20 protein-coding genes, 5 tRNA genes and 2 pseudogenes are annotated in these 21,638 nt (G+C 36.8%); 11 read left to right on the top strand and 16 right to left on the bottom strand.

Going from position 1 to position 21,638, the window contains the following annotated elements; all coding sequences use genetic code 11:
* Nucleotides 1-13: 13 nt before the first annotated feature.
* The 6 genes and pseudogenes from I2F17_RS02935 to I2F17_RS12560 all read right to left on the bottom strand — a co-directional run.
* Nucleotides 14-89, bottom strand: a tRNA-Val gene (locus tag I2F17_RS02935).
* A 37-nt stretch (nt 90-126) separates the two neighbouring features.
* Nucleotides 127-203, bottom strand: a tRNA-Asp gene (locus I2F17_RS02930).
* Nucleotides 204-235: 32 nt separating this feature from the next.
* Nucleotides 236-312 (bottom strand) — tRNA-Asp (locus tag I2F17_RS02925).
* 22 nt (nt 313-334) lie between these two features.
* Nucleotides 335-410 (bottom strand) — tRNA-Val (locus I2F17_RS02920).
* A 128-nt stretch (nt 411-538) separates the two neighbouring features.
* Nucleotides 539-1,024, bottom strand: a complete 486-nt coding sequence (locus I2F17_RS02915; protein ID WP_328705916.1) for a L,D-transpeptidase — start codon at nt 1,022-1,024, stop codon at nt 539-541.
* Nucleotides 1,025-1,072: 48 nt separating this feature from the next.
* Nucleotides 1,073-1,426 (bottom strand): annotated as a pseudogene (locus I2F17_RS12560) (YbaN family protein); the annotation flags it as partial.
* Between the two features lie 73 nt (nt 1,427-1,499).
* Here I2F17_RS12560 and I2F17_RS02910 point away from each other — a divergent pair.
* Nucleotides 1,500-2,336 (top strand): DUF1853 family protein, encoded by an 837-nt coding sequence (locus I2F17_RS02910; protein ID WP_196423388.1) that lies wholly within the window; start codon nt 1,500-1,502, stop codon nt 2,334-2,336.
* Nucleotides 2,337-2,468: 132 nt separating this feature from the next.
* Complete coding sequence (locus I2F17_RS02905) at nt 2,469-2,609, top strand: entericidin A/B family lipoprotein (protein ID WP_196423387.1); 141 nt, start codon at nt 2,469-2,471, stop codon at nt 2,607-2,609.
* Between the two features lie 235 nt (nt 2,610-2,844).
* Here the strand turns inward: I2F17_RS02905 and I2F17_RS02900 are convergent.
* From I2F17_RS02900 to I2F17_RS02885, 4 genes are all read right to left on the bottom strand, one after another.
* A tRNA-Met gene (locus I2F17_RS02900) sits at nt 2,845-2,921 on the bottom strand.
* Between the two features lie 102 nt (nt 2,922-3,023).
* A complete protein-coding gene (locus I2F17_RS02895) occupies nt 3,024-3,887 on the bottom strand; it encodes a hypothetical protein (RefSeq protein WP_211139056.1) in 864 nt (287 codons plus the stop codon).
* 58 nt (nt 3,888-3,945) lie between these two features.
* Nucleotides 3,946-6,183, bottom strand: coding sequence for a TonB-dependent hemoglobin/transferrin/lactoferrin family receptor (locus tag I2F17_RS02890; protein WP_211139055.1), 2,238 nt, complete (start codon nt 6,181-6,183; stop codon nt 3,946-3,948).
* Between the two features lie 294 nt (nt 6,184-6,477).
* Nucleotides 6,478-7,137 (bottom strand): OmpA family protein, encoded by a 660-nt coding sequence (locus I2F17_RS02885; protein WP_196423384.1) that lies wholly within the window; start codon nt 7,135-7,137, stop codon nt 6,478-6,480.
* Between the two features lie 235 nt (nt 7,138-7,372).
* Between I2F17_RS02885 and I2F17_RS02880 the strand changes: the two genes are divergently transcribed.
* From I2F17_RS02880 to I2F17_RS02855, 6 genes are all read left to right on the top strand, one after another.
* A complete protein-coding gene (locus tag I2F17_RS02880) occupies nt 7,373-8,302 on the top strand; it encodes an acyltransferase (protein WP_196423383.1) in 930 nt (309 codons plus the stop codon).
* Nucleotides 8,303-8,315: 13 nt separating this feature from the next.
* Nucleotides 8,316-9,362 (top strand): preprotein translocase subunit SecA, encoded by a 1,047-nt coding sequence (locus I2F17_RS02875; protein WP_196423382.1) that lies wholly within the window; start codon nt 8,316-8,318, stop codon nt 9,360-9,362.
* Nucleotides 9,363-9,452: 90 nt separating this feature from the next.
* Complete coding sequence (gene minC / locus I2F17_RS02870; protein WP_196423381.1) at nt 9,453-10,166, top strand: septum site-determining protein MinC; 714 nt, start codon at nt 9,453-9,455, stop codon at nt 10,164-10,166.
* Between the two features lie 64 nt (nt 10,167-10,230).
* Nucleotides 10,231-11,043, top strand: coding sequence for a septum site-determining protein MinD (gene minD / locus I2F17_RS02865; protein WP_196423380.1), 813 nt, complete (start codon nt 10,231-10,233; stop codon nt 11,041-11,043).
* A gap of 2 nt (nt 11,044-11,045) precedes the next feature.
* Entirely contained in the window at nt 11,046-11,318 is a 273-nt protein-coding gene (gene minE / locus I2F17_RS02860) for a cell division topological specificity factor MinE (RefSeq protein WP_196423379.1), read from the top strand.
* Between the two features lie 83 nt (nt 11,319-11,401).
* On the top strand, nt 11,402-11,689 hold the full coding sequence (locus I2F17_RS02855; RefSeq protein WP_196423378.1) for a PA4642 family protein: 288 nt from the start codon (nt 11,402-11,404) through the stop codon (nt 11,687-11,689).
* 35 nt (nt 11,690-11,724) lie between these two features.
* On the opposite strand, the gene I2F17_RS02850 is transcribed toward I2F17_RS02855, so the two are convergent.
* The 4 genes and pseudogenes from I2F17_RS02850 to I2F17_RS02835 all read right to left on the bottom strand — a co-directional run.
* A complete protein-coding gene (locus I2F17_RS02850; RefSeq protein ID WP_196423377.1) occupies nt 11,725-12,351 on the bottom strand; it encodes a LysE family transporter in 627 nt (208 codons plus the stop codon).
* A 48-nt stretch (nt 12,352-12,399) separates the two neighbouring features.
* The gene (locus tag I2F17_RS02845) at nt 12,400-15,342 is read right to left on the bottom strand and encodes a DNA translocase FtsK (RefSeq protein WP_211139054.1); all 2,943 of its coding nucleotides are present in this window, start codon (nt 15,340-15,342) and stop codon (nt 12,400-12,402) included.
* A 286-nt stretch (nt 15,343-15,628) separates the two neighbouring features.
* On the bottom strand, nt 15,629-16,519 hold the full coding sequence (locus I2F17_RS02840) for a transporter substrate-binding domain-containing protein (RefSeq protein ID WP_211139053.1): 891 nt from the start codon (nt 16,517-16,519) through the stop codon (nt 15,629-15,631).
* Between the two features lie 455 nt (nt 16,520-16,974).
* Nucleotides 16,975-17,799, bottom strand: a pseudogene (locus I2F17_RS02835) (transporter substrate-binding domain-containing protein); the annotation flags it as partial.
* 505 nt (nt 17,800-18,304) lie between these two features.
* On the opposite strand from I2F17_RS02835, the gene trxB reads away from it, so the two are divergent.
* The 3 genes from trxB (at nt 18,305) to I2F17_RS02820 (ending at nt 20,898) form a co-directional block, all read left to right on the top strand.
* A complete protein-coding gene (trxB, locus tag I2F17_RS02830) occupies nt 18,305-19,255 on the top strand; it encodes a thioredoxin-disulfide reductase (RefSeq protein ID WP_211139052.1) in 951 nt (316 codons plus the stop codon).
* 66 nt (nt 19,256-19,321) lie between these two features.
* Nucleotides 19,322-20,059, top strand: a complete 738-nt coding sequence (gene aat / locus I2F17_RS02825; RefSeq protein ID WP_196423372.1) for a leucyl/phenylalanyl-tRNA--protein transferase — start codon at nt 19,322-19,324, stop codon at nt 20,057-20,059.
* Between the two features lie 20 nt (nt 20,060-20,079).
* Nucleotides 20,080-20,898: an arginyltransferase gene (locus I2F17_RS02820; protein ID WP_211139051.1), complete on the top strand. Its 819-nt coding sequence runs from the start codon at nt 20,080-20,082 to the stop codon at nt 20,896-20,898.
* Here the strand turns inward: I2F17_RS02820 and rimI are convergent.
* Nucleotides 20,895-21,353 (bottom strand): ribosomal protein S18-alanine N-acetyltransferase, encoded by a 459-nt coding sequence (rimI, locus tag I2F17_RS02815; RefSeq protein WP_211139050.1) that lies wholly within the window; start codon nt 21,351-21,353, stop codon nt 20,895-20,897. The two genes, I2F17_RS02820 and rimI, sit on opposite strands and share 4 nt — an antisense overlap.
* Nucleotides 21,354-21,440: 87 nt before the next feature.
* A partial coding sequence (locus I2F17_RS02810; RefSeq protein WP_456050362.1) for an EF-Tu C-terminal domain-related protein occupies nt 21,441-21,638 on the bottom strand: 198 nt, incomplete at its 5' end.

The raw sequence follows: 21,638 nt of genomic DNA, 5'->3' as shown, positions 1-21,638 counted from the left end.
CAGGTTGATAATGTGGTGGGCGCTGACGGGATCGAACCGCCGACATTCTGCTTGTAAGGCAGACGCTCTACCAACTGAGCTAAGCGCCCTTTAAATCATAAGATTTAAAAAGTGTAAGTTTTAAAATGGCGCAGCGGACGGGACTCGAACCCGCGACCCTCGGCGTGACAGGCCGATATTCTAACCAACTGAACTACCGCTGCAACTTTAAAACTTTAAAACGATAACCTTAAAATGGCGCAGCGGACGGGACTCGAACCCGCGACCCTCGGCGTGACAGGCCGATATTCTAACCAACTGAACTACCGCTGCATTTTAAGACAATTAAGAGGCTTGGTGGGCGCTGACGGGATCGAACCGCCGACATTCTGCTTGTAAGGCAGACGCTCTACCAACTGAGCTAAGCGCCCTTTAAAACGTCTTTATCGTTTGTGAGGTGCATTATAGAGAATCTATACCAACTGTCAAACGCTTTTAAGCATGTTTCTTCAATTTTAAGTTTAAACGATTAAAAAATAAGTAATTCTTTACTTATTTTTTAAAAAAATGTGAAATTTAGCGGTTCTTTAGATAAATAAACCAAAGCATTTTCATCTACAGTATTAAATATTTCAATTAACGATGTATTATGCATACGTATGCACCCATGTGATAAGGGAATCCCCATTGGGTTTTTTTCAGGTGTACCATGTATATAAATATATCGTTCAAACGTATCAACACCCTCACCCAAGTTTATGCCCTCTTCTAATCCTTTGAGCCACAAAATACGTGTTAAAATCCAATCTCGATTCGGCTGTTGTGTATCAAGAAGTTCATCATAAATTTCTCCTGTTTCAGCTCGCCCAACAAATACGGTATTTTCTGCGACATTATGGCCAATTTTTTGCGCAATGCAGTGCCACCCCGTAGGCGTTTTACCGCTATTTTCAGTTTCTCCTATTCCATTTTTACCCGATGAAATGAAATAACATGTTTTATTTTTTTTAAGAAAAAGAATTTGCTGGCTTAAATCAATCAAAATATCCGCATCTGTTAATGCTCTGTCTACCCATTGTTTTGACTGTTGTGTTGGTTCTGGTCTTAACCAAAGCCATACCGCCACCGCAAACATGATGGTGTTGGTAAAAATTTTGACTAAAACAGGGGCAGGGGTAAATAACATTACAATTGCACTAATAAGCATCATGATTGAAGCCAACCACTTTGCTTTGCGTGGCACAGTACCATTTTTACGCCAATTGCGTAACGTTGGCCCATATTTAGGGTGATTTAACAACCATGCATCCATTTGAGGCCAACCTTTTGAAGAAGCCCATGCAGCCAAAATCAAAAACACTGTTGTTGGCATACCTGGTAAAATTGCACCAATAATCGCAAGTATAATAAAAATAATAACGAGCGTTCGCCAAAATACTGTTTTCATGATTGGGCCTAATCAGCTATGTCTAAGGTATATTATAAATAAGTTTTTATTGTCTTTGAGGTTTAACTGTTATATGTCTTTTTTTGAACCTTGGCAACACTATACCCATCCCTGTGTCAGACAATTGGCTTTTTGCATTGCCAGTCCTAGTATTATTTCGTCTGTTCCATCTGAATTAATCATTGAGCATTCATTTGACCTCCACGAACATAACTTTTGGAGCATTCAGTTTCTTCAATATCAAACTCGTTTGGAAAAATTAGATGAAGATCCTACAGAACTCCTGCTCTTTATGTCAAAGCTAAAAAGCACACGATTAGGTTTGCGCTTTGAACGGTTTTTATTGTTTTGGTTACTCGATGAGCAATATCATTCATTTAAGCTGATTGGGCACAGTTTGCAACAAATTCAAGGTAAGCAAACTTTAGGTGAATTAGATTTTTTGATATTTAATCGTGAGACTCAACATACCGAACATTGGGAGGTTGCCATTAAATATTATTTAGCAGAATCCGAAGCACGTTTAACCCAATGGTATGGACTCAATAGACATGACACCTTAGCAAGAAAATTACAGCACTTTACACACAAGCAGTTTCAATTTAACACCATAGATCAGCACTCTATTCACAAAAAATATGCTGTTATTAAAGGGCAATTATTTTATCCATCTCAAAATGCTTCTCTTTTAGCTCCTCAGTGGGTTAATTGCATGCGTAGAACAGGCTTTTGGGGAAATACACCTCTGTCTCACTTATACTCTTTAACAAGGCATGAATGGATTGCACCTAACGCCCATCATTCAAGTGCCTGTATGTGGTGGCGTGATGGTTTATATTGTAATTTGAATCAAGATGTTTTTTATATGTATAGACAACAATTCCTTCAAGCACCTTATAAATACGGCTAAACATTAAACACATATTTAATACATTACATACAGATAAAGTACACTTAAACCATAAAAGATAATATGCATATTCTATAATATTGATTATGATTTATATCACAGCAATAAAAAATTAATCCTCTGGAGAAGAAAATGAAAAAAGTGATTCTTGCATCAATTGCAGCAACTATTATGCTCGCTGGCTGTAATACGTTTCATGGGTTTGGGCAAGATGTTTCTAAAGCAGGTAAAGCTGTATCTAACACAGCAACCAAGACTCAAGAAAAAATGTAAATTAATATTGCTATAACGATTTAAGTTTAACTATATTAAAACAAAGCACTTTAAAATCATTTTGATCTTAAAGTGCTTTTTTAACACAAAATTATTTAAGATAACCTCGTAATCTAGTCATGATTAAAGGTTTTTTTCGCATTTATACTCAGTAAATAATCATACAGACAATAAAAAACCAACGCTGTTTGCGTTGGTTTTTTATTCAACATTACTTTGCTCTAAAGTAAGTGAATGGTGGCTATGACGGGACTCGAACCTGTGACCCCAGCATTATGAGTGCTGTGCTCTAACCAACTGAGCTACATAGCCATTTTGTGCATGCATTATCTATATTAATACAAGCAACGTCAACTACTTTACAGGCACAAGTGGTTAGCAAACAAACAAATCGGTTGCAATATCTGCATCGGCTTATTCATCTAGCTCGATTTTACCGTTATTATTTTTATCCCAATACTTAAACATTGTCGTAGCAAAGTGTTTTACATCTTTTTTACTTACTTTTAATTTACCCTGTGCAATCGCTAAAAAGCGCTCGTTATAAAATGCTTGAAGACCTGCTTTTGCTTGAGCTGCATTTTGATCGTAACGCTGTGTAAACTCATTGACGTATTCTTCTTCAGAAAGGCTCCAATCATGGTTTGTATCCGTATCAACAAATTGTTTTTCACGTTCCATTAAAAACTGTGCCAACGTTACATAGTCTTTACCTTGCCCATGCTGTGCTATAAAACTATTAACATCTGTTGCAACAGGGATAGATACTGCCATTTTAAACATAGCACCACCATGCAAACGATCTTTTTTGGTGTCTAATGTTTCATCTACTGCATTCACCATCCCATCTGCATTTTTATCAAAACTTTCAAAAGATCGTATCCCTAAATCTTGAAACTCTTTTAATGAAATTTTGTCATCTTTATTTTTATTAATTACCCCAAAACGTACATGTGCTTGTTTTACAGATGCTTCTTTGTGTGACTGAATCATTTCGTTGAGTTGTTTTTCCTCAAAAGCAACAAATTGCTGTTGATCTACATTTTTATACTGAGTGAACAATGGTTGATATTTTGCAACAAACTCCTCTACAAATTGTTTTTGAGAAATGAAGATTGCATCTTTATCACTTGATAATTCTTTAATCCAACGACTTTGAGTGGCCACTGAAGACTCAGTAATTCCCGCCGTATATACAGACGAAAGATCTTTTGAAGCCACAGCAAATACGCTTGATGTGGTTGCCAACAATGTTAAAGCCAATATACATTTTTTCATCATACACCTATAAAAATAGACAATATACTGGGCGTACATTGCCTATTTTGATTTTCAATTAAAATTTAAATTCAACACTCGCTACAACATTTCGTCCAGGCAACGTTGAGCGCTCAATGACACTCGATTTTGTTAACGTTGCAACTGTTGCATAATCCCAATATTTTTTATCAAATATATTGTTTAATGCCACATTAAACGTCATATATTTGTTTGCATTCCAATATGCCGTTAAATCATGAATAACATAACCTGGTACATTTCTATAGCTTTCTATTGCACTTAGTGTCGCACTATTATCTTGGGATGCTTTTTTTGAATCCACAGCTGTTGTGGTAAAGCCTAGCCCATATTTTTGTGCAGGGTCATCATATGCAAAGGTTAAACTTGCTTTTTCTGGTTGTACCGAATTCACTCCCCCTTTCATACCACTCCCATTTTTAGATATGCCTTTGGTCGTTCCTGCAACAAGAGCTAAACTAAATCCATTTGCTTGTGATACAAACTGTCCAAGATCTGCACGAAACGATAATTCTCCTCCCCAAATATTTACATTTGCCACATTTTGCAATTGATACGTAAACGCTCTATCTCCACCAATTGGTGTCGCTAACTGCTTATAATCGATAAAGTTTTTATACTTAGTATAAAACCCTGTAACATCAAAATGAATGCCTTGTATCGGTGTGGTCTTTATTCCTAGTTCAAATGCGTCACTGGTTTCTTTCTTTAAATTTGTATTACCAATAATGGAGTATGTTGTTTGATCAAATGTACCTGACATTTCTGCCGCAGTAGGTATACGTGCACCATGATTGTATTTTGCATAGGTATAATAATTGGGGGATAATTGATACTCTACTGTAAGACTTGGTGCATAATAATCATTATTTGATTTGGAAATTTGAGCTATTTGTGCAGCAGATTTTAATACACTTGATGCATTTTGTGGATCAAAACGCTCAAAATGATAACGTATCCCTGGTGTAACTTTTAATTCACGATCAGCCAATTGCCATTGCATGGTATCTGATATATAAGCTGCATATTTGTTGGTATTTGACTTAACCATACGATTTTGAACCATCAATTTACCGTCTGGATTATATTGTTGCCAAGGACGATTACTTCGTGTTTCACCAATCGTTAAACCATAGTCAATGTTATGGTTTTTGATTTGTTTCATTGCATTTAAAGCAAAGCCATAATTATCTTCAGTGTAATTATTATCAATGGTGCGATAACCACGCAGTGCAGATGACGAAGAAACATAATACGCATGCGTACGGTTTAGATTATCTGTCGTTTGATAATACACATTGGTACTCAGCTCATCAAATCCAATAAAATTCTCAGGTCTGATATGATAGTCCAAACTGTAACGAATTCGACGACCATCAATATTTTGTGTCGCACCAAGAGGATATAGATTACTCAGTAAATCAGCACTCACAAAGTTATTGGATTTTTTTTCGTAAAAATCAAAAGTAAACCCAACTTTTTGGCGCTCTGTTATATTCCACAACACTTTTGCCAATACAGCATCTGACTTCCAGTCGGATGGATTAGCTTTTAACTGACTGTTCGTTTCAACTTCATGCCCATCACGATGTGAATAAGCAACCAAACCTTGAGTAACATCATTACCTATAGCACCTGTTGCAGAGGTAAACCATGCATTATCTGCTGAACTATAGCCACCCTTTAATGTTCCTGCGACTTGCTGACCATTTTTCAAATAATCTTGCGGAGATTTTGTTCTAAACTCTACTCTTCCCCCTATACCTTCTGCACGTGGACTCGTGGTACCAGACACAATAGAAACACGACTAAACATTTCTGGATCGATGAAATCTCGACCTGAGCTATAGCTATTACCCTTTTGACTATCTGGTTGGGGCGTTGCACTGGCTAACTCTACCCCATCCACCTCTAAGCCAATACGATTGGCATCTACCCCGCGAATATTATAACCCGTAGTGCCCGAACCATCCCAGGCATTTCCACCTCCATTCACAGCTTTAGGTGCTCGCACCAATGGTAAGTATTTGACAATACTAGCCATATCTGTTGCCCCTGTACGATCTAAACTACCACGATCGATGGTGGCAATAGATGCTGGAAGCATATTGTTTTGCTCGGCATATACTGTAATCACAGGTAAAGCTGTAGATTCTTGATTTATTTCAGTTGCAAAAACTGATGAACTTACCCCCATCAACGATGCTAAACACATCGCTAAATAGCTTGGCTTTCTGCATTTTATAGATAAATCATGATTTAAAGATTCAAGCATAGATGTAACTCAACTCAATAAGTGACGATATTAATGATTAAAACAAGGTCAATTGCCTCTATAAATAAAACATCATTAACACAATTTATATAAATGATAATCATAATCAATACTATTTACCATTTCTTTCAATCACTCAAGCATGACCAAACAGTCACTTTCTATGTTGTTTGTTTTATTTTTATTCAAATATTCTTATTTTTGTCATTTGTTATCTTTAATTCACACACACAAAAACCCTCGACTATAGTCGAGGGTTTTTTACAAATACTTTATTCAGTCAAGCTTCAAATCTTATTGAGATGCATAAATACTGATTTCTACACGGCGATTTTGTTCACGTCCTGAAGGAGTTGCATTAGATGCGATTGGATTTGCAGAACCATTTCCTTGTGCATTGATCTTATTACGAGATACACCTTGCCCTGCTAAATAGCTTGCAACTGCCTGAGCACGTGCTTGCGAAAGTGGTATATTGATTGAATCATTTCCCGTATTATCGGTATACCCTGTTACCAAAATCGCACTTTTATTGTCTTCTGTTAATGTTTGAGCCACTTTATTCAACGTGGTATAAAAATTAGATTTGATTGTAGATTGATTTGTATCAAAAGTAATATTACCAGGCATAACCAGACCCACCGAACCATCTGAATTACGGTTGACATCTACACCTGTGCCTGCCATTTGTTCACGTAAGCGTTGTTCTTTTTTGTCTAGATACAAACCACCTGCGCCCCCTAAAATTGCACCAATAGCTGCAGCTCGGTTGTTTTGTGCTGAACTATTTGCATTACTACGAGACAAGCCATACCCTGCAGCAGCACCAATTAAACCACCAATAGCAGTTTTGTCGTATTGGCTTACACCATTACCGCCACCACCTGTATTCATCGATTGACAGCCTGACAGTGCTAATGCTCCAACCACAGTAGAAATTACTAATGCACGCATTGCATGCCTCCTTTCGTTTTATTTAATATATAATCCCATTATGAGACAGCAACGATTGATGAAACATATCTTTTTTGTTAAGAAATGCTTGCATTGTTAACAAACAAGTAACTGCTCTGTATCTGTGAGTCATCAATATCCATCAAAGTACAGATCTTAAACAACTTCATCATTTTTTTAACGAGATAGGCATCATTCAGATTATGATGCACTAAGGTCATACTTAGGACACAGCATGCAAACGCAAACGAAAAAGCCGAGCTTATTTAAAAAAGTTACACGTGGACTCACAATAGGATCGGTTTTTACAGGAAATACTTTAATTCACAGCGGTTCTATTGTCGGTTTAGGCCTAACAAAGCTCATTAAACCATCTGCAAAAATTGATGAAACCAATACTCATCTTGCAAATAATTGGTTATCTGTGAATAACTGGATGATTGACCACATTTTACCTGATACTCAGTGGGATATACGCATTGACCCTGAGCTCAAGTTAGAATTAGATGGGCGTTATCTCATGACATGTAACCATCAAAGTTGGGTTGATACCACAGTAAATCAATATTTTGGTCGTACACGGATGCCATTGACTCGCTTTTTTACCAAATGGGAATTAATTTTTATTCCTTTGGTTGGACAAGCGTTTAAAATTTTGGGCTTTCCAATGATGAAACGCCATACTAAATCTCAGATCGCCAAAAATCCTGAGCTCAAACATCACGACATCATGGAAGCACGTAAATCGTGTGAACAGCTCCTCAGTCAACCGTTTACGTTGCTCAATTATGTTGAAGGTACCCGTTTTACCCAAGAAAAGCACGACAAACAAAAATCCCCCTACAGACATTTACTCAAACCCAAAGCAGGTGGACTTGCACTTGCACTTCATATTTTAGGCAAAAAAATTGATAGTTTGGTGGATATGACCATTGTATACCCAGATGGTGTGCCCGATTATAGTGAATTTTGGTTAGGTGAAGTTCCTCGTATTGTGGTTCATTTACGTAAAATCGACATTCCACAATGGATTTTAGATGGCAATTACGAGGAAGATCGTCAATTCCGTGCAAAATTTTACCAATGGCTAAGTCAAGTTTGGTTAGAAAAAGATGCACTTATTGATGACATCAAAACCGAATATCACCGCAAAACCGCTTCTTAATATAGATTAGAATATGTCAAAACTTACTCGTAATAAATTCCATCACATCAATAGAGAATCTTGGATTTGGAAGCTATACCTAAGTTATGACATATTTATGATGATCATTATTTTCGTTAACTTATTTTGCCTAATTGGTAATGCGATTTTAATGAGTCATTTTGCATATTGGTTTTTTGATTTAATTCATCACACAGCTCTAATCAACAATTACAAACAAGTATTACACCCGTGGGTTGAGCTCACTGAAAGTTGGTTTATTTGCTTTTTAATACTCGAACTTTTGATTCGTTGGGGCATTGCAATCCTACGTCACCATTATAGCAAATGGTTTTTCTTTCCATTTATACATTGGTATGAGGTTCTTGCAATCTTTCCCCAACTGCGTTTTTTAAGATTGTTACGTGCAGGGTTAATTATTTATCGATTATACCAACTAGGCTACCGAGTTATTCCACATGCTTGGTATCAGACCATTGAATTTTACTACAACGTTGTGATGGAAGAAATTTCCGATCGTGTAGTCATTAATGTACTTGATGGCATAAAAAATGAACTCGACCATAGTCACACGCACAAAAAAATTATTCACAGCCTCGTAGAACACCACAAAGATTTATTTGCACAAACCATGGCAGAAATGCTACAAGAAAATTTAGCGGTCAATTTACAAGAACATCATCATCGTATCTGTAAACAGATGGGAGAGATTGTTCAAACAGCTATTACAAATACATCTGAAGTGCATCACCTACTCCGTTTATTTCCAATTATTGGAAGTAAAATTGAAGGACAAGCACAACTTATTGCAAAAAAATTAGGTGAAAATCTTACCGATAGCATTTTAAGCCAACTCACCCAAGGTTCACCCAAACAACCGAATATAATTTATACAGAAATCGCAACAAAAATGAGCAATATCAATATAAATAATCAATCATTAGAAAAGTTAGTTGAATCTATTGTCTATGAAAGTTTAGAATCTATACAAAAGCAAGTTAAAGTGAAACAATGGCAGCAACTTCTAAAAGCAACTGAAAATAAAAATACAAATATCTAGCATAAAGCACTTTTTATCTAAACATATCACTGTATTATTTTCATCTTTTTATTGATTTGCCTGAGCTTTAAGCATATTTAAGGAAATATTATGGCAGACATCCGGGTGACTGGCCGAATGGTAAACTTTTCAAGGTTAACCTTCGATACCAATGACGAAAACCTTATACGCCAACAACTGACAAAAATACTCGATGATACCGCAGCACATGGCACTGTTGTCATTCTTGATACCACTGTAAAACAAGAGCTTATTTCTCTTATTCAACTTTTAGTGAGCTTAAATTTACAACCTATGGCTGTGATTGATGGCCTATTGAGTGATCAAGCGAAAAGTATCCAGTTCCCCATTTTACCTGCAGATCGTCCTTTACAACGTATTCAACCGACTGAAGAAAAACATATCAGTGTAGATACACGTGAGCAACACCCTGAAAAAGAACCTACGCAAACAACAAACACCGTGGCGTATACAACATGCTACCACAATGAAATGTTACGCACAGGCCAATGTCTCATTCAAGAACACGGCGATGTGATTTTAAACGCAAGTATGAACAGCGGTTCTGAAGTCATTTCAAGTGGCAATATTTACATTTATGGTGGAGCCAAAGGACGTGTGATTGCTGGTGCAAGTGGTGACACTAAAGCGCGCATTTTTTGCCAAGCATTAAATGCCGAATTAATCTCTATTGCAGGAACATACTGCATTGCCGATGACATTCCCTTGCATGTACAAAAAAAAGCAGCACATATTTACCTAAATGAAGAGCAAAAGCTTGTATTTGAAGCTTTAGAAATCTAATGTATAACCATGGGTTAAACTAAAAGCTATTTACATATAAATGACTAAAAAAGGAGTGGATTCGGTGGCCAAAATTGTTGTCGTGACATCAGGCAAAGGTGGTGTAGGTAAAACTACAACGAGTGCATCTTTTGCAACAGGTTTAGCCTTACGTGGCCACAAAACAGTCGTTGTCGATTTTGATGTAGGGTTGCGTAATTTAGACCTTATTATGGGCTGTGAACGCAGAGTGGTTTATGATTTTGTGAATGTGATTCATAACGAAGCACGTTTACAACAAGCGCTCATTCGAGATAAAGATATCGAAAATTTGTACACTTTACCTGCATCTCAAACCAGAGATAAAGACGCTTTAACCGATGAAGGCGTAGCACGTGTCATAGAAGAGTTATCACAAGAATTTGACTATATTGTGTGCGACTCACCTGCGGGTATTGAGCGTGGTGCTATTTTAGCCATGTATTATGCAGATGAAGCGATTATTGTGACGAACCCTGAAATTTCATCGGTACGTGACTCTGATCGTATTATTGGTATGCTAGACAGTAAAACAAAAAAAATTGAACAAAATGAAGGTCGTGTACGCAAACATTTGTGTATTACACGATTCAACCCCGAACGTGCAGATCGTCAAGAAATGCTGACGATTGATGATATTTCTAAAGATATTTTACGCATCCCAACACTGGGTGTTATTCCTGAATGTAGTAGTGTTTTACAAGCATCTAACGAAGGAAAGCCTGTGATCTTATATAAAGATGCTCAAGCTGGCCAAGCATATGATGACTTGATTGCACGTTTTCTTGGAGAAGAAAGACCGTACCGCCATATTACAGTCAAACCTAAGGGCTGGTTGGCACGTTTATTTGGAGCATAATCATGGCAGGATTCTGGAGTAAAGTTTTTGGTAACGATGACCGTCAAACCAGTGCTCAAACTGCAAAAGATCGTTTAAAAGTCATTGTTGCCTCAGAGCAAGGGTTAGGGCGCCGTTTAAGTCAAGATAAAATTGATCAAATGAAATTAGAGATCATGCAAGTCGTTAATCGGTATGTCCGTGGCGTAGATGAACAACATATTCAAATGCAAGTTCGATCTGAGGCAAACTTAGAAATGCTTGAAATGAATATCAATTTACCTGAAGATCGTTAATCTGAATACTGATTAGCATCATTCAATATTTAAAGGCAAAATAAACATATATTTATTTTGCCTTTCGATGTCAGGAGCAAGCCATGGCAGTGTCACAGCCAGCAACATTTAACGAACCGTGGTCAGATGAGCGAATTTTTGCTTACTTAAACCACATGCCACCTGAAGGTGTCAATGCAGATTTCTACGTGCTATACAATGCCTTTAAGCACATGCGCGCACATGATTTTGAACGACTCTTAATACAGTTCCAAAAAGATGGGCGAAATGTACTTGCATTAGATCCGCAAGGTGAAAACATTTATGACGTCATTTCAAAATACCCCAAACATCGCACAGATTTTTTGGCAGTTTTGAAAAACTTCATCTAAAAAAAAGCCTTGTTTAAACGTACAAGGCTTTTTTATTACCTATTATTCATTAAAAACACACCAAACATCGTAAATAAACCACCAGAAATACCATCGATCCAACGGATAGAGCGTTGGTAAAACAACTTACAACGAGGTAAGGAGAAAATAAAAGTAACGGCTAAAAACCACAATAAAGTTTCAACAACCACAATTAAAAACAAAAAGACATGTGCATGCTCTAACGCAGGATTTGCTAAGAACAATGTAAATACACTACCAAAATAAATAATGGCTTTAGGATTCGATAAATTGGTCAGTAGTCCTTTAAAAAAGAACCTCCATAAACTTTCTTCCTGATCTAAAATATCTTGTGTTTGGTGAGTAGACTGTGAAGGTTTAAATGCTGTGCGTAAAAGCTGAATACCTAGCCATGTTAAATACGCCCCTCCTGCAATAAACATTAATTGTTTTAACCAAACAACTTGTTCAAATAAAATATTTAAACCCAATAAAGTTAATGTGACCCAAAAAACAACACCTGCTGTTACACCAAGTACAATAGATAAAGCAGCCTTACGTGAGCGACTAATTGCTGTTTGTGTCACTAAAAAAAAGTCAGGCCCAGGCGTAAGTAGCGCACATAAGTTAATGAGCGCTAAGGTCAATAAAGCAGCAAACATTGAATTTTACCTTTTGAGTTTAAAATGATCAGAGATGACAGGCATTGATTATACCAAAATATCACGCTTTCCATTTGCACCCATAGAACTCACAATACCATTTTCTTCCATGGTATCAATTAAACGTGCAGCTCTGTTATAGCCAAGACTAAATTTACGCTGTATAGAAGATGCTGTTGCTTTACGTGTTTCTAATACAAATGCAACCGCCTGATCATATAGTACATCTGTATCTGGGCTAGATTCACCATCATCACTTCCGCTTCGAGAAACCTGTTCTTCATCATACGGCGTAAGTATTTCATCGACATAATCAGGATCACCACGCTCTCGCCACGCATCACAAATACGGTTTACTTCATCATCACTAATAAATGCACCGTGTACACGCTCAGGTTCTATTTTACCCGGCCCTAAAAAGAGCATATCACCATGACCGAGTAAATCTTCTGCCCCACCTGCATCTAAAATAGTACGGGAGTCAATTTTGCTGTTCACTCTCAATGCTACACGGGTTGGAATATTGGCTTTAATTAAGCCTGTAATCACATCTACAGAGGGTCTTTGCGTGGCAAGTAATAAGTGAATACCCGCCGCACGTGACTTTTGTGCAAGGCGTGTAATCATCTCTTCAGCTTTTTTACCCACTTGCATAATCATATCTGCAAATTCATCTGCAACAATCACAATCATAGGTAAGGTTTGTAATCGTGGTGCTCGTTCTTGGGTGGCTGAGTCACTCGGCTTCCACGTTGGATCAATCAAGTCTTCACCTGACATGATTGCTTCTTTCACCTTTCGGTTGTAGTCCACAATTTTACGTACTTTTAAAAATGACATCAGCTTATAACGGCGTTCCATTTCATTGACACACCAATTCAGTGCACTGACAGCATCTTTCATATCTGTCACTACAGGTGTAAGCAAATGTGGAATATCGCTATAGTTGGCAAGCTCGAGCTGTTTAGGATCAATTAAAATCAAACGTAAATCATTTGGCGTATATTTAAGCAGCATCGATAAAATCATGGCATTCACTGCCACAGATTTACCTGAACCTGTTGTACCTGCCACAAGCATATGTGGTGCTTTTGCTAAATCTGCCAATACAGGACGACCAGAAATGTCTTTACCCATCGCCACACTAATTAAATTATTCGGATTTAAATACTCTTCGGTATCGAGAAGCTCTGTTAAACGTACCATTTCACGGCTACTGTTTGGAACTTCAATCCCAATATAAGGCTTCCCAGGAATTACCTCCACCACACGTACAGATGCCATAGACATAGAACGTGCTAAATCTCTAGAAATATTGGTTACCTTAGAGGCTTTTACCCCGGGTGCTAAATCTAGTTCAAAACGTGTAACAACAGGGCCTGGTTGTGCTTCAACAACTTTTGCCTTCACATTAAATTCTTGCAACTTAATTTCTAAAAGCTCAGATAATCGGGCCAATTGTTCTTGTGTGAAGTTAATTTTTTTATTTGGATCGACTTTATCTAGTAATAATTTTTCAGGAATTAAAGACAATCCACTGCGTTTTTTAACCACCTGCATCGCACGTGAAATTGGGCGACCATGCGCATCTGTTAATGGTTGATCAAAATCGTCAGCCTCAGTTTCGGGTGTACCTGCTGTTTCTTGCCATGCTTCAACAAATTCTTGCTTTGACAGGTTTTGATGCAAATCTGTTGTCATTTGCGTTTGGACAAATGAAGAAGATTGCGCATAAGGATGGCTATTTTTTTCTATTTTTGGTTCTAATTCGATTGGTTTTGGTGTTATTGGCTCTGGTTCTGATACCACAGTGGTATCTACTGCAAGAAGTTTTTCAATATCATGTAAATGCTGATCTTCTGTAGATATTTTTAACTTAAGCGTTGCATCGTCATGTGAGCGAATATGTTCAGGTGACTGGGTTTGAGCATAAGTTTGTTTGATTTCTTGTTGATGCTGTGGGACAGCATCTAACAACTCATTAAATATCTTTTCATCATTCCAATCTAAACTTGGCGTTTTAACATCATTTGCTGTCTCAGATGGCGTTAAATTTTGTTGGTCTTCTGCCAATTTCAATAATGCATCTATATCTTGTTGATGTTGTTCGCTATGTTTTGAATCTAAAGCACGCCATACCTCACCTGTTTCTAGCACTTTTTCAGGCTGTGGTGTTTTTTCCACTATAGGTTCAGATACTGCTTCAGATACTAATGGCGGACTGGTTTGTTCTTGTTTCACTAAATGAGCAAATAGCTTTTCTGCTGCAGGATCATTGATTTGAACCGTAGACACCGTTTTCGGTAGATTTTTTTCTACATGCTCAGGCAAAGATGAATGCGTTGTTGGCTCCTCTACTTTTTGAGGCATTACAGGTTTATTTTTTAAAGTAAGATCATGATCTGCTTCATGTTCAGGCACATTTCGATAAAATAAATCTTGTAAATAATTGGGGGTCGCTTTCAGCATTGCCCATGTTTTATGCCACTGAATACCAAAAGCCAAGGTAAACAACATAAACCACAAAACCATTAAAAAAAGACTTGCGCCATAAATGGTCAACAATTGTACTAAGTTTTTACCAATTTCATAACCAATAATACCTCCAGAGGCATTGTCTAATGCATCATTCGGAATATGCCAAAATAAGTACAATAACGTTGCCGTTGCCAATAAAATAAAAAACTGTGCTGCGTAACGAAATGATTTACTTAAAAAACTGTGTGGCCACCATAATTGGATTGCTTCTATAAAGAAAAACAGTGGAATTAATAAACTTGCCCACCCTAAAAATCCAAACAGTAAATCTGCAACCCAAGCACCTGCTACACCACTGGCATTTGAAACTTGCTGTGTATCACTTGAAATATGCATCCAACCTGGATCAAATGGCGTATATGTTACTGTTGCTAAAAATAAATATATGCCAAAAGAAACCAAGAATAATGTAGTAATGAAACGCTGTGCATATACACTTGACACCGCAGTCATACACTTTCCTGTTATTAATGAATAAATTGATAAAATTACTTAAAAGTAAACTGCTTTTTATAGATTGACTCAGTATAGCTAAACTCTAAAGTCAATAACACATAAATATATCTCAAAAAAACTCATGATCCGTAATGGTTATGTAATGCTTTTGGCATATTTATGATAGAAATTAACCAATCGATTTTCTTAACTTATTATGCTCATATCAATGCCTTTCACTGATCTCTAGCAGTAAAAATGGTGTCATATAAAACACACCATTTTACTGTTAAAAGATTCAGAATTATGCAATACCTGCATCATTTGGGCGTTCTTTTAAACGCTTTAGCGAGTCACTTGTTGGCATCCATAAATTCACATTTTTAGGGGGAATTGGTGATTGGAACCATTTTTTATATAGTTTATCCATTTGACCTGACTTCCACATCCCTGTCACTACACGATCTGCCAATGCTTTTATTTTTGGATCACCCTTAGCAAGCATAATACCGTATGGCTCATACGATAAAACAGGACCAACAATTGCAAATGATTTTGGATTTGCTGATCGAGCAATCAAACCTGCCAAAGTATTATCATCCATTACAAATGCTTCGGCTTTGCCTGATGCAAGAACGTCAAAAGAATCTGCATGATCTTTACCATACAAATTTTTAACATTAATCTGTTGGCCTCTTTCATTCATTTTAATATATTTGTCAGAAGTCGTCCCTTGTGTAGTCACCACGGCTTTACCGTCTAAATCTGCAATACTTTTAATTCCCGAAGTCGCTTTTACAGCCATACGTACTTCTGTCACATAGTAACTTGTTGAAAAAGTAACTTGTTGTTGGCGTTGTCTTGTATTGCTGGTTGTACCACATTCCATGTCAATATGGCCTTCTAACAATTCAGAAACCCGATTTGCAGACGTAACTGTTTTATATACAACTTTTAAATTAGGCAGATTAAGTTCTTTTTTGATCTCATCTGCAACGCTATTACACACATCTACTGCATACCCCACGGCATGGCCATCTACAACATACGATATTGGGTCAGATGACTCACGATTCCCAATTACAATTTTACCATTGGCTTTTATTTTCTCTAGTGTATCCGCTGCATGTACTGTACCAATCAAAGTAGTACAAAGACATGTTGACACCAACGTCAATTTAGATAAAAAACCCATTAACAACCCCTATTGATTAAAGTACACTTCACGATTGAGCAGAAAAATTTCAAAATGAAATCATACGATGTTTAAATTAATCATACATTTAATTTCATGACAAACGTGTGATAGATTATATGAGGTTAAGCCAAAATGGTATCACTGATTATGACAATAAACTGCAAATAATGCAGAAGTGTGAAGTGCTTGGTCAGAGATATTTTTATCACCTAAGATACCGTATTACGATGATAACAGTACCTAAACGAAGCAATCTACCCTCCAAAAATAAGACTCAAGGTTTGAAAAACTGATATTTTAAGTAGATTTAGACTAAATTAACGACAAAGACAGACTTAATTTATATTTTATTTACAGTATTTATTTTTTGTTTTACCTGCTTTACATAACAAATAACAGTACAAACGATAAAACAAAAAATATATCGTTTGTACTGTTTAAACATTAAAAGATTATGCAATACCTGCATCATTTGGGCGATCTTTTAAACGCTTCAATGAGTCATTTTGTGGTATGCCTAAATTCACATTTTTAGGAGGAATCGGTGATTGGAACCATTTTTTATATAGTTTGTCCATTTGACCTGACTTCCACATCCCTGTCACTACACGATCTGCCAATGCTTTTATTTTTGGATCACCCTTGGCAAACATAATGCCATATGGTTCGTACGATAAAACAGGACCAACGATTGCAAATGCTTTTGGATTTGCTGATCGAGCAATCAAACCTGCCAAAGTATTATCATCCATTACAAATGCTTCGGCTTTGCCTGACTCAAGAATACCAAATGAATCTGCATGATCTTTACCATACAAATTTTTAACATTAATCTGTTGGCCTCTTTCATTCATTTTAATATATTTGTCGGATGTAGTCCCTTGTGTGGTCACCACGGCTTTACCATCTAAGTCTGCAATATGCTTAATTCCCGAAGTCGCTTTTACAGCCATACGTACTTCTGTCACATAGTAACTTGTTGAAAAAGCAACTTGTTGTTGGCGTTGTCTTGTATTAGTGGTTGTACCACACTCTAGATCAATATGGCCTTCTAACAACTCAGGAATACGGTTTGCAGACGTGACTGTTTTATATTCTACTGCTAAGTTAGGCATATTGAGTTCTTTTTTGATCTCATCTGCAACATTATTACAAATATCTACTGCATAACCTACGGCATGGCCATCTACAACATACGACATTGGATCAGATGACTCACGATTCCCAATCACAACTTTGCCACTAGTTTTTATCTTCTCTAGTGTATCTGTTGCATGTGTTGTGCTAATAAAAGTAGTACAAAGACACGTTGATACCAACGTCAATTTAGACAGAAAACCCATTAACAACCCCTATTGATTAAAGTGTATTGCAGTATTGAGTAAAACACCTTTGAGAATTACATCATATGATTTTTAAATCAATTAAATATTCAATCTCGTTCAAAGCATGCATAGATAGATAATATGAGCAACAACTTCAGTATTACATCTGTTAATTAATATCTAAAACATGGCAAATTACATCATACAGTTAAATAAAAAATGACTGACTATAATCAACTAGCAAAAATCAATCCAAGTTGTAAGATTTTCTTACAGAAATTTAATCGACTCTCGATGAATGTTATTTTAAGGTCACAACATTAAATATAATTCACAAATTAAATCCTCTAAAACGATTTAATCTATCAATCACCCATACAATGATCTACACAAAATCTAGTGACTTTCACGTATACTTTAAACCAATTAATGTATTCATTTAATAAAGGAATCGACCATGAGCGCTCGTCATTCACGCTTAATTATTTTAGGTTCAGGCCCTGCAGGTTACACCGCAGCAGTGTATGCAGCACGTGCTAACCTAAAGCCAACACTGATTGCAGGCTTACAACTTGGTGGTCAATTAACGACAACAACCGAAGTAGACAACTGGCCAGGAGACCCTGAAGGATTAACGGGCCCTGCCCTCATGGAGCGTATGCAGGCACATGCAGAACGTTTTGGTACAGAATTAGTTTACGATCATATTAATGAAGTAGATACCCAAAATCGTCCATTTACTCTCAAAGGTGATATGGGTGATTACACTTGTGATGCTCTCATTATTGCCACAGGAGCCACTGCACAATATTTAGGTTTAGAATCTGAACAAAAGTTTATGGGACAAGGTGTCAGTGCATGCGCAACTTGTGATGGATTCTTTTACAAAAACCAAAATGTTATGGTTGTTGGTGGTGGAAATACTGCAGTCGAAGAAGCACTATATTTGTCCAATATTACTGGTCATGTCACCTTAGTGCACCGTCGTGATACACTGCGTTCAGAAAAAATTCTGCAAGACCATCTTTTTGAGAAAGAAAAAGAAGGAAAAGTTTCGATCATTTGGAATCACCAGGTTGATGAAGTGTTGGGTGATCAAAAAGGTGTTTCTGCTGTACGCTTAAAGTCAACACAAGATGACTCTACACAAACCGTTGATGTTCAAGGCTTGTTTGTTGCTATCGGACATAAGCCAAATACAGAAATGTTTAAAGATCAACTTGAATTACGCGATGGTTATATTCAAGTGGCCAGTGGTACAGCAGGCCATGCCACAGCAACATCAGTTGCTGGTGTATTTGCTGCAGGGGATGTTGCAGATAGTGTCTATCGCCAAGCAATCACATCAGCGGCAGCTGGCTGTATGGCTGCACTAGATGCAGAAAAATACTTAGACAATCTTTCATAATGTACAATGAAGGAGCGTGTATACGCTCCTTTTCATGATTTAACATCTGCCCAACTTAGTACATCTATGCAAAATACTCTACCGCCTTCACAATATAGTTTTCCCGATCCAATCACAACAGACCCAGATGAACAAGGTTTGATTTGTATTGGTGCAGATTTACAACCATCGACTCTATTTGAAGCATATCAACACGGACTGTTTCCGTGGTTTAATGAAAACGATCCTATTTGTTGGTGGTGCCCAGAACCTCGTTGTATTATTAAACCTCAAGACTACCAACCGAGTAAGTCACTTTTACGTAATATGAAAAAACACAATTATCAGATTACGGTTAATCATGCATTTGAAGATGTTATACGCCAGTGTTCACAACCTAGAAGCTACAGTCAAGAAACTTGGATTAGCGAAGATATTATTAAAGGCTATACCAATTTATTTTATGCAGGTTTTGGCTACAGTATTGAAGTATGGCAAGAACAAAAAATTGTTGGTGGTTTGTATGGCGTCAGCATTGGTCACGGCTGTTTTGGTGAGTCGATGTTTAGTACCCAAACCGATGTATCAAAAATGGCCTTTTATACCTTAATGCTTATTGGTCAACAAGAAAAGCTTCCTTGGATCGACTGTCAACTTGAAAATGACCATCTGATGCGTTTAGGTGCGACCACAATTTCTCGTCAAGATTACTTAAAATCGTTAAAATATGTAACAAAACAACCTCAAATAGATTGGCAAAAATATCAAGACAGTGTATTTTCAACAAGTACTATTGCAAAAAGCCAACAATTACTCATTGAGTAAACCACTAAGAGGACCAACACGTGAATACCTATAATTCAAAGTTCTCCTTGGCTGAACTCCAATATTTTCTCAGCCCACCACATGATTGTAGCTATTTAAGCTATAAACCATCTAGAATGGTTTTTTTAGACCCAACACAACGAATAGACGTCTTAACTTTATCTGATTTATCTCGTACAGGGTTCCGCAGAAGTGGAGACTATGTCTACAAACCTGAATGTCATTCATGCAGGCAATGTTTATCTTGCCGTATTATTGTTGATGTATTCAAAATGAATAGTCAACAAAAGAAAACATGGAAGAAAAATAAAGATTTAGACATGAAAATTCGCCCAGTATCTGAGGCTACTACACAACATTATCAACTTTATGAAAAATATATTAATGCTCGCCATCAAGATGGCGATATGTATCCACCAAGTCCTGAACAATTCAAAAGTTTCTTAGTCAATAGTTGTACTGAAAGCTTTTTCTTAGAGTTATGGAAAGAAGATACTCTGCTTAGTGTTGCTACTTGTGATGTACTTGATGATGGACTGTCTGCGGTTTACACATTTTTTGACCCTGAAGAAAGCAAAAGATCCTTAGGTGTATTCACTATTTTAAAACAAATTGAATATATTCAATCGTTAAACTTAGATTTTGTTTATTTAGGATATTGGGTTCCTCACTCTAAAAAAATGAATTATAAGTCTCAGTATTTACCTTTCGATTTATTAATTGATGGTGAATGGCAAACATTTACTCGATCACTGACTTTAGATGAAATTTCTAAACTTGGGGAGTCACTGATGAATCAATTTCCTGCAAATTGGCAAGAAATATTGACATCAAATTAAGAAAATAATGCTTTAAAATCATCTGTACACGATTTGACCATAATAACAGCGTGCTCTCTCCCGCCTCCACGTTGTGGATAATAATTTTTTCGTACATCTATTTGATGAAAACCTGCTTTTTCATACAATTTAATGGCATGATCGTTGCTTTGACGAACTTCTAAAAAAATTTGAACAGGTGAATTAACCAACTGATCCATAGATTCTACTAACAACTGATAACCAAATCCTTGACCTTGTACATCTTCACGAATAGCCATAAGTAATAGATTTGCTTCATCTAACACAGGTTGCAAAATACAAAAACCACATATCTGGTGATTAAGCTCAAGAACAGTAGAAGAATAGCTTTGTACTGCATCTAAAAATTGTTTCTTTGACCACGGATGTGTTTGTGCCTTGACTTCAACTTCATATACTGCATCTATATCTTCTATTTTCATTTTTCTAATCATTCATTTACACCCCAAACCATACACATATATCTATTATTAATATAAAAAAACGCCCCTGTTTAGGGGCGTTTTTTTACTTTTCAGTGATTATGCAGTTACTTTAGCAACAACACCAGCACCTACAGTACGACCACCTTCACGGATTGCAAAGCGTAAGCCTGCGTCCATTGCGATTGGGTGGATCAATTCTACTGACATTTCAACGTTGTCACCTGGCATAACCATTTCAACGCCTTCTTTCAACTGAATCGCACCAGTTACGTCCGTTGTACGGAAGTAGAACTG

It is taken from the genome of Acinetobacter baretiae (assembly GCF_015627105.1).
GTDB lineage: Bacteria > Pseudomonadota > Gammaproteobacteria > Pseudomonadales > Moraxellaceae > Acinetobacter > Acinetobacter baretiae.
Note: the sequence above shows the minus strand (reverse complement) of the source record. Positions and strands in the feature narration are given on the sequence as shown.

Coding starts and splice junctions, on each gene's coding strand:
- minC (WP_196423381.1), top strand. CDS start 9,453: ATGGCAGACATCCGGGTGACTGGCCGAATGGTAAACTTTTCAAGGTTA.
- I2F17_RS02855 (WP_196423378.1), top strand. CDS start 11,402: ATGGCAGTGTCACAGCCAGCAACATTTAACGAACCGTGGTCAGATGAG.
- aat (WP_196423372.1), top strand. CDS start 19,322: ATGCAAAATACTCTACCGCCTTCACAATATAGTTTTCCCGATCCAATC.
- I2F17_RS02850 (WP_196423377.1), bottom strand. CDS start 12,351: ATGTTTGCTGCTTTATTGACCTTAGCGCTCATTAACTTATGTGCGCTA.
- I2F17_RS02880 (WP_196423383.1), top strand. CDS start 7,373: ATGCAAACGCAAACGAAAAAGCCGAGCTTATTTAAAAAAGTTACACGT.
- I2F17_RS02910 (WP_196423388.1), top strand. CDS start 1,500: ATGTCTTTTTTTGAACCTTGGCAACACTATACCCATCCCTGTGTCAGA.
- I2F17_RS02875 (WP_196423382.1), top strand. CDS start 8,316: ATGTCAAAACTTACTCGTAATAAATTCCATCACATCAATAGAGAATCT.
- I2F17_RS02845 (WP_211139054.1), bottom strand. CDS start 15,342: ATGACTGCGGTGTCAAGTGTATATGCACAGCGTTTCATTACTACATTA.
- I2F17_RS02905 (WP_196423387.1), top strand. CDS start 2,469: ATGAAAAAAGTGATTCTTGCATCAATTGCAGCAACTATTATGCTCGCT.
- minE (WP_196423379.1), top strand. CDS start 11,046: ATGGCAGGATTCTGGAGTAAAGTTTTTGGTAACGATGACCGTCAAACC.
- rimI (WP_211139050.1), bottom strand. CDS start 21,353: ATGATTAGAAAAATGAAAATAGAAGATATAGATGCAGTATATGAAGTT.
- I2F17_RS02840 (WP_211139053.1), bottom strand. CDS start 16,519: ATGGGTTTTTTATCTAAATTGACGTTGGTGTCAACATGTCTTTGTACT.
- I2F17_RS02885 (WP_196423384.1), bottom strand. CDS start 7,137: ATGCGTGCATTAGTAATTTCTACTGTGGTTGGAGCATTAGCACTGTCA.
- trxB (WP_211139052.1), top strand. CDS start 18,305: ATGAGCGCTCGTCATTCACGCTTAATTATTTTAGGTTCAGGCCCTGCA.
- I2F17_RS02890 (WP_211139055.1), bottom strand. CDS start 6,183: ATGCTTGAATCTTTAAATCATGATTTATCTATAAAATGCAGAAAGCCA.
- I2F17_RS02895 (WP_211139056.1), bottom strand. CDS start 3,887: ATGAAAAAATGTATATTGGCTTTAACATTGTTGGCAACCACATCAAGC.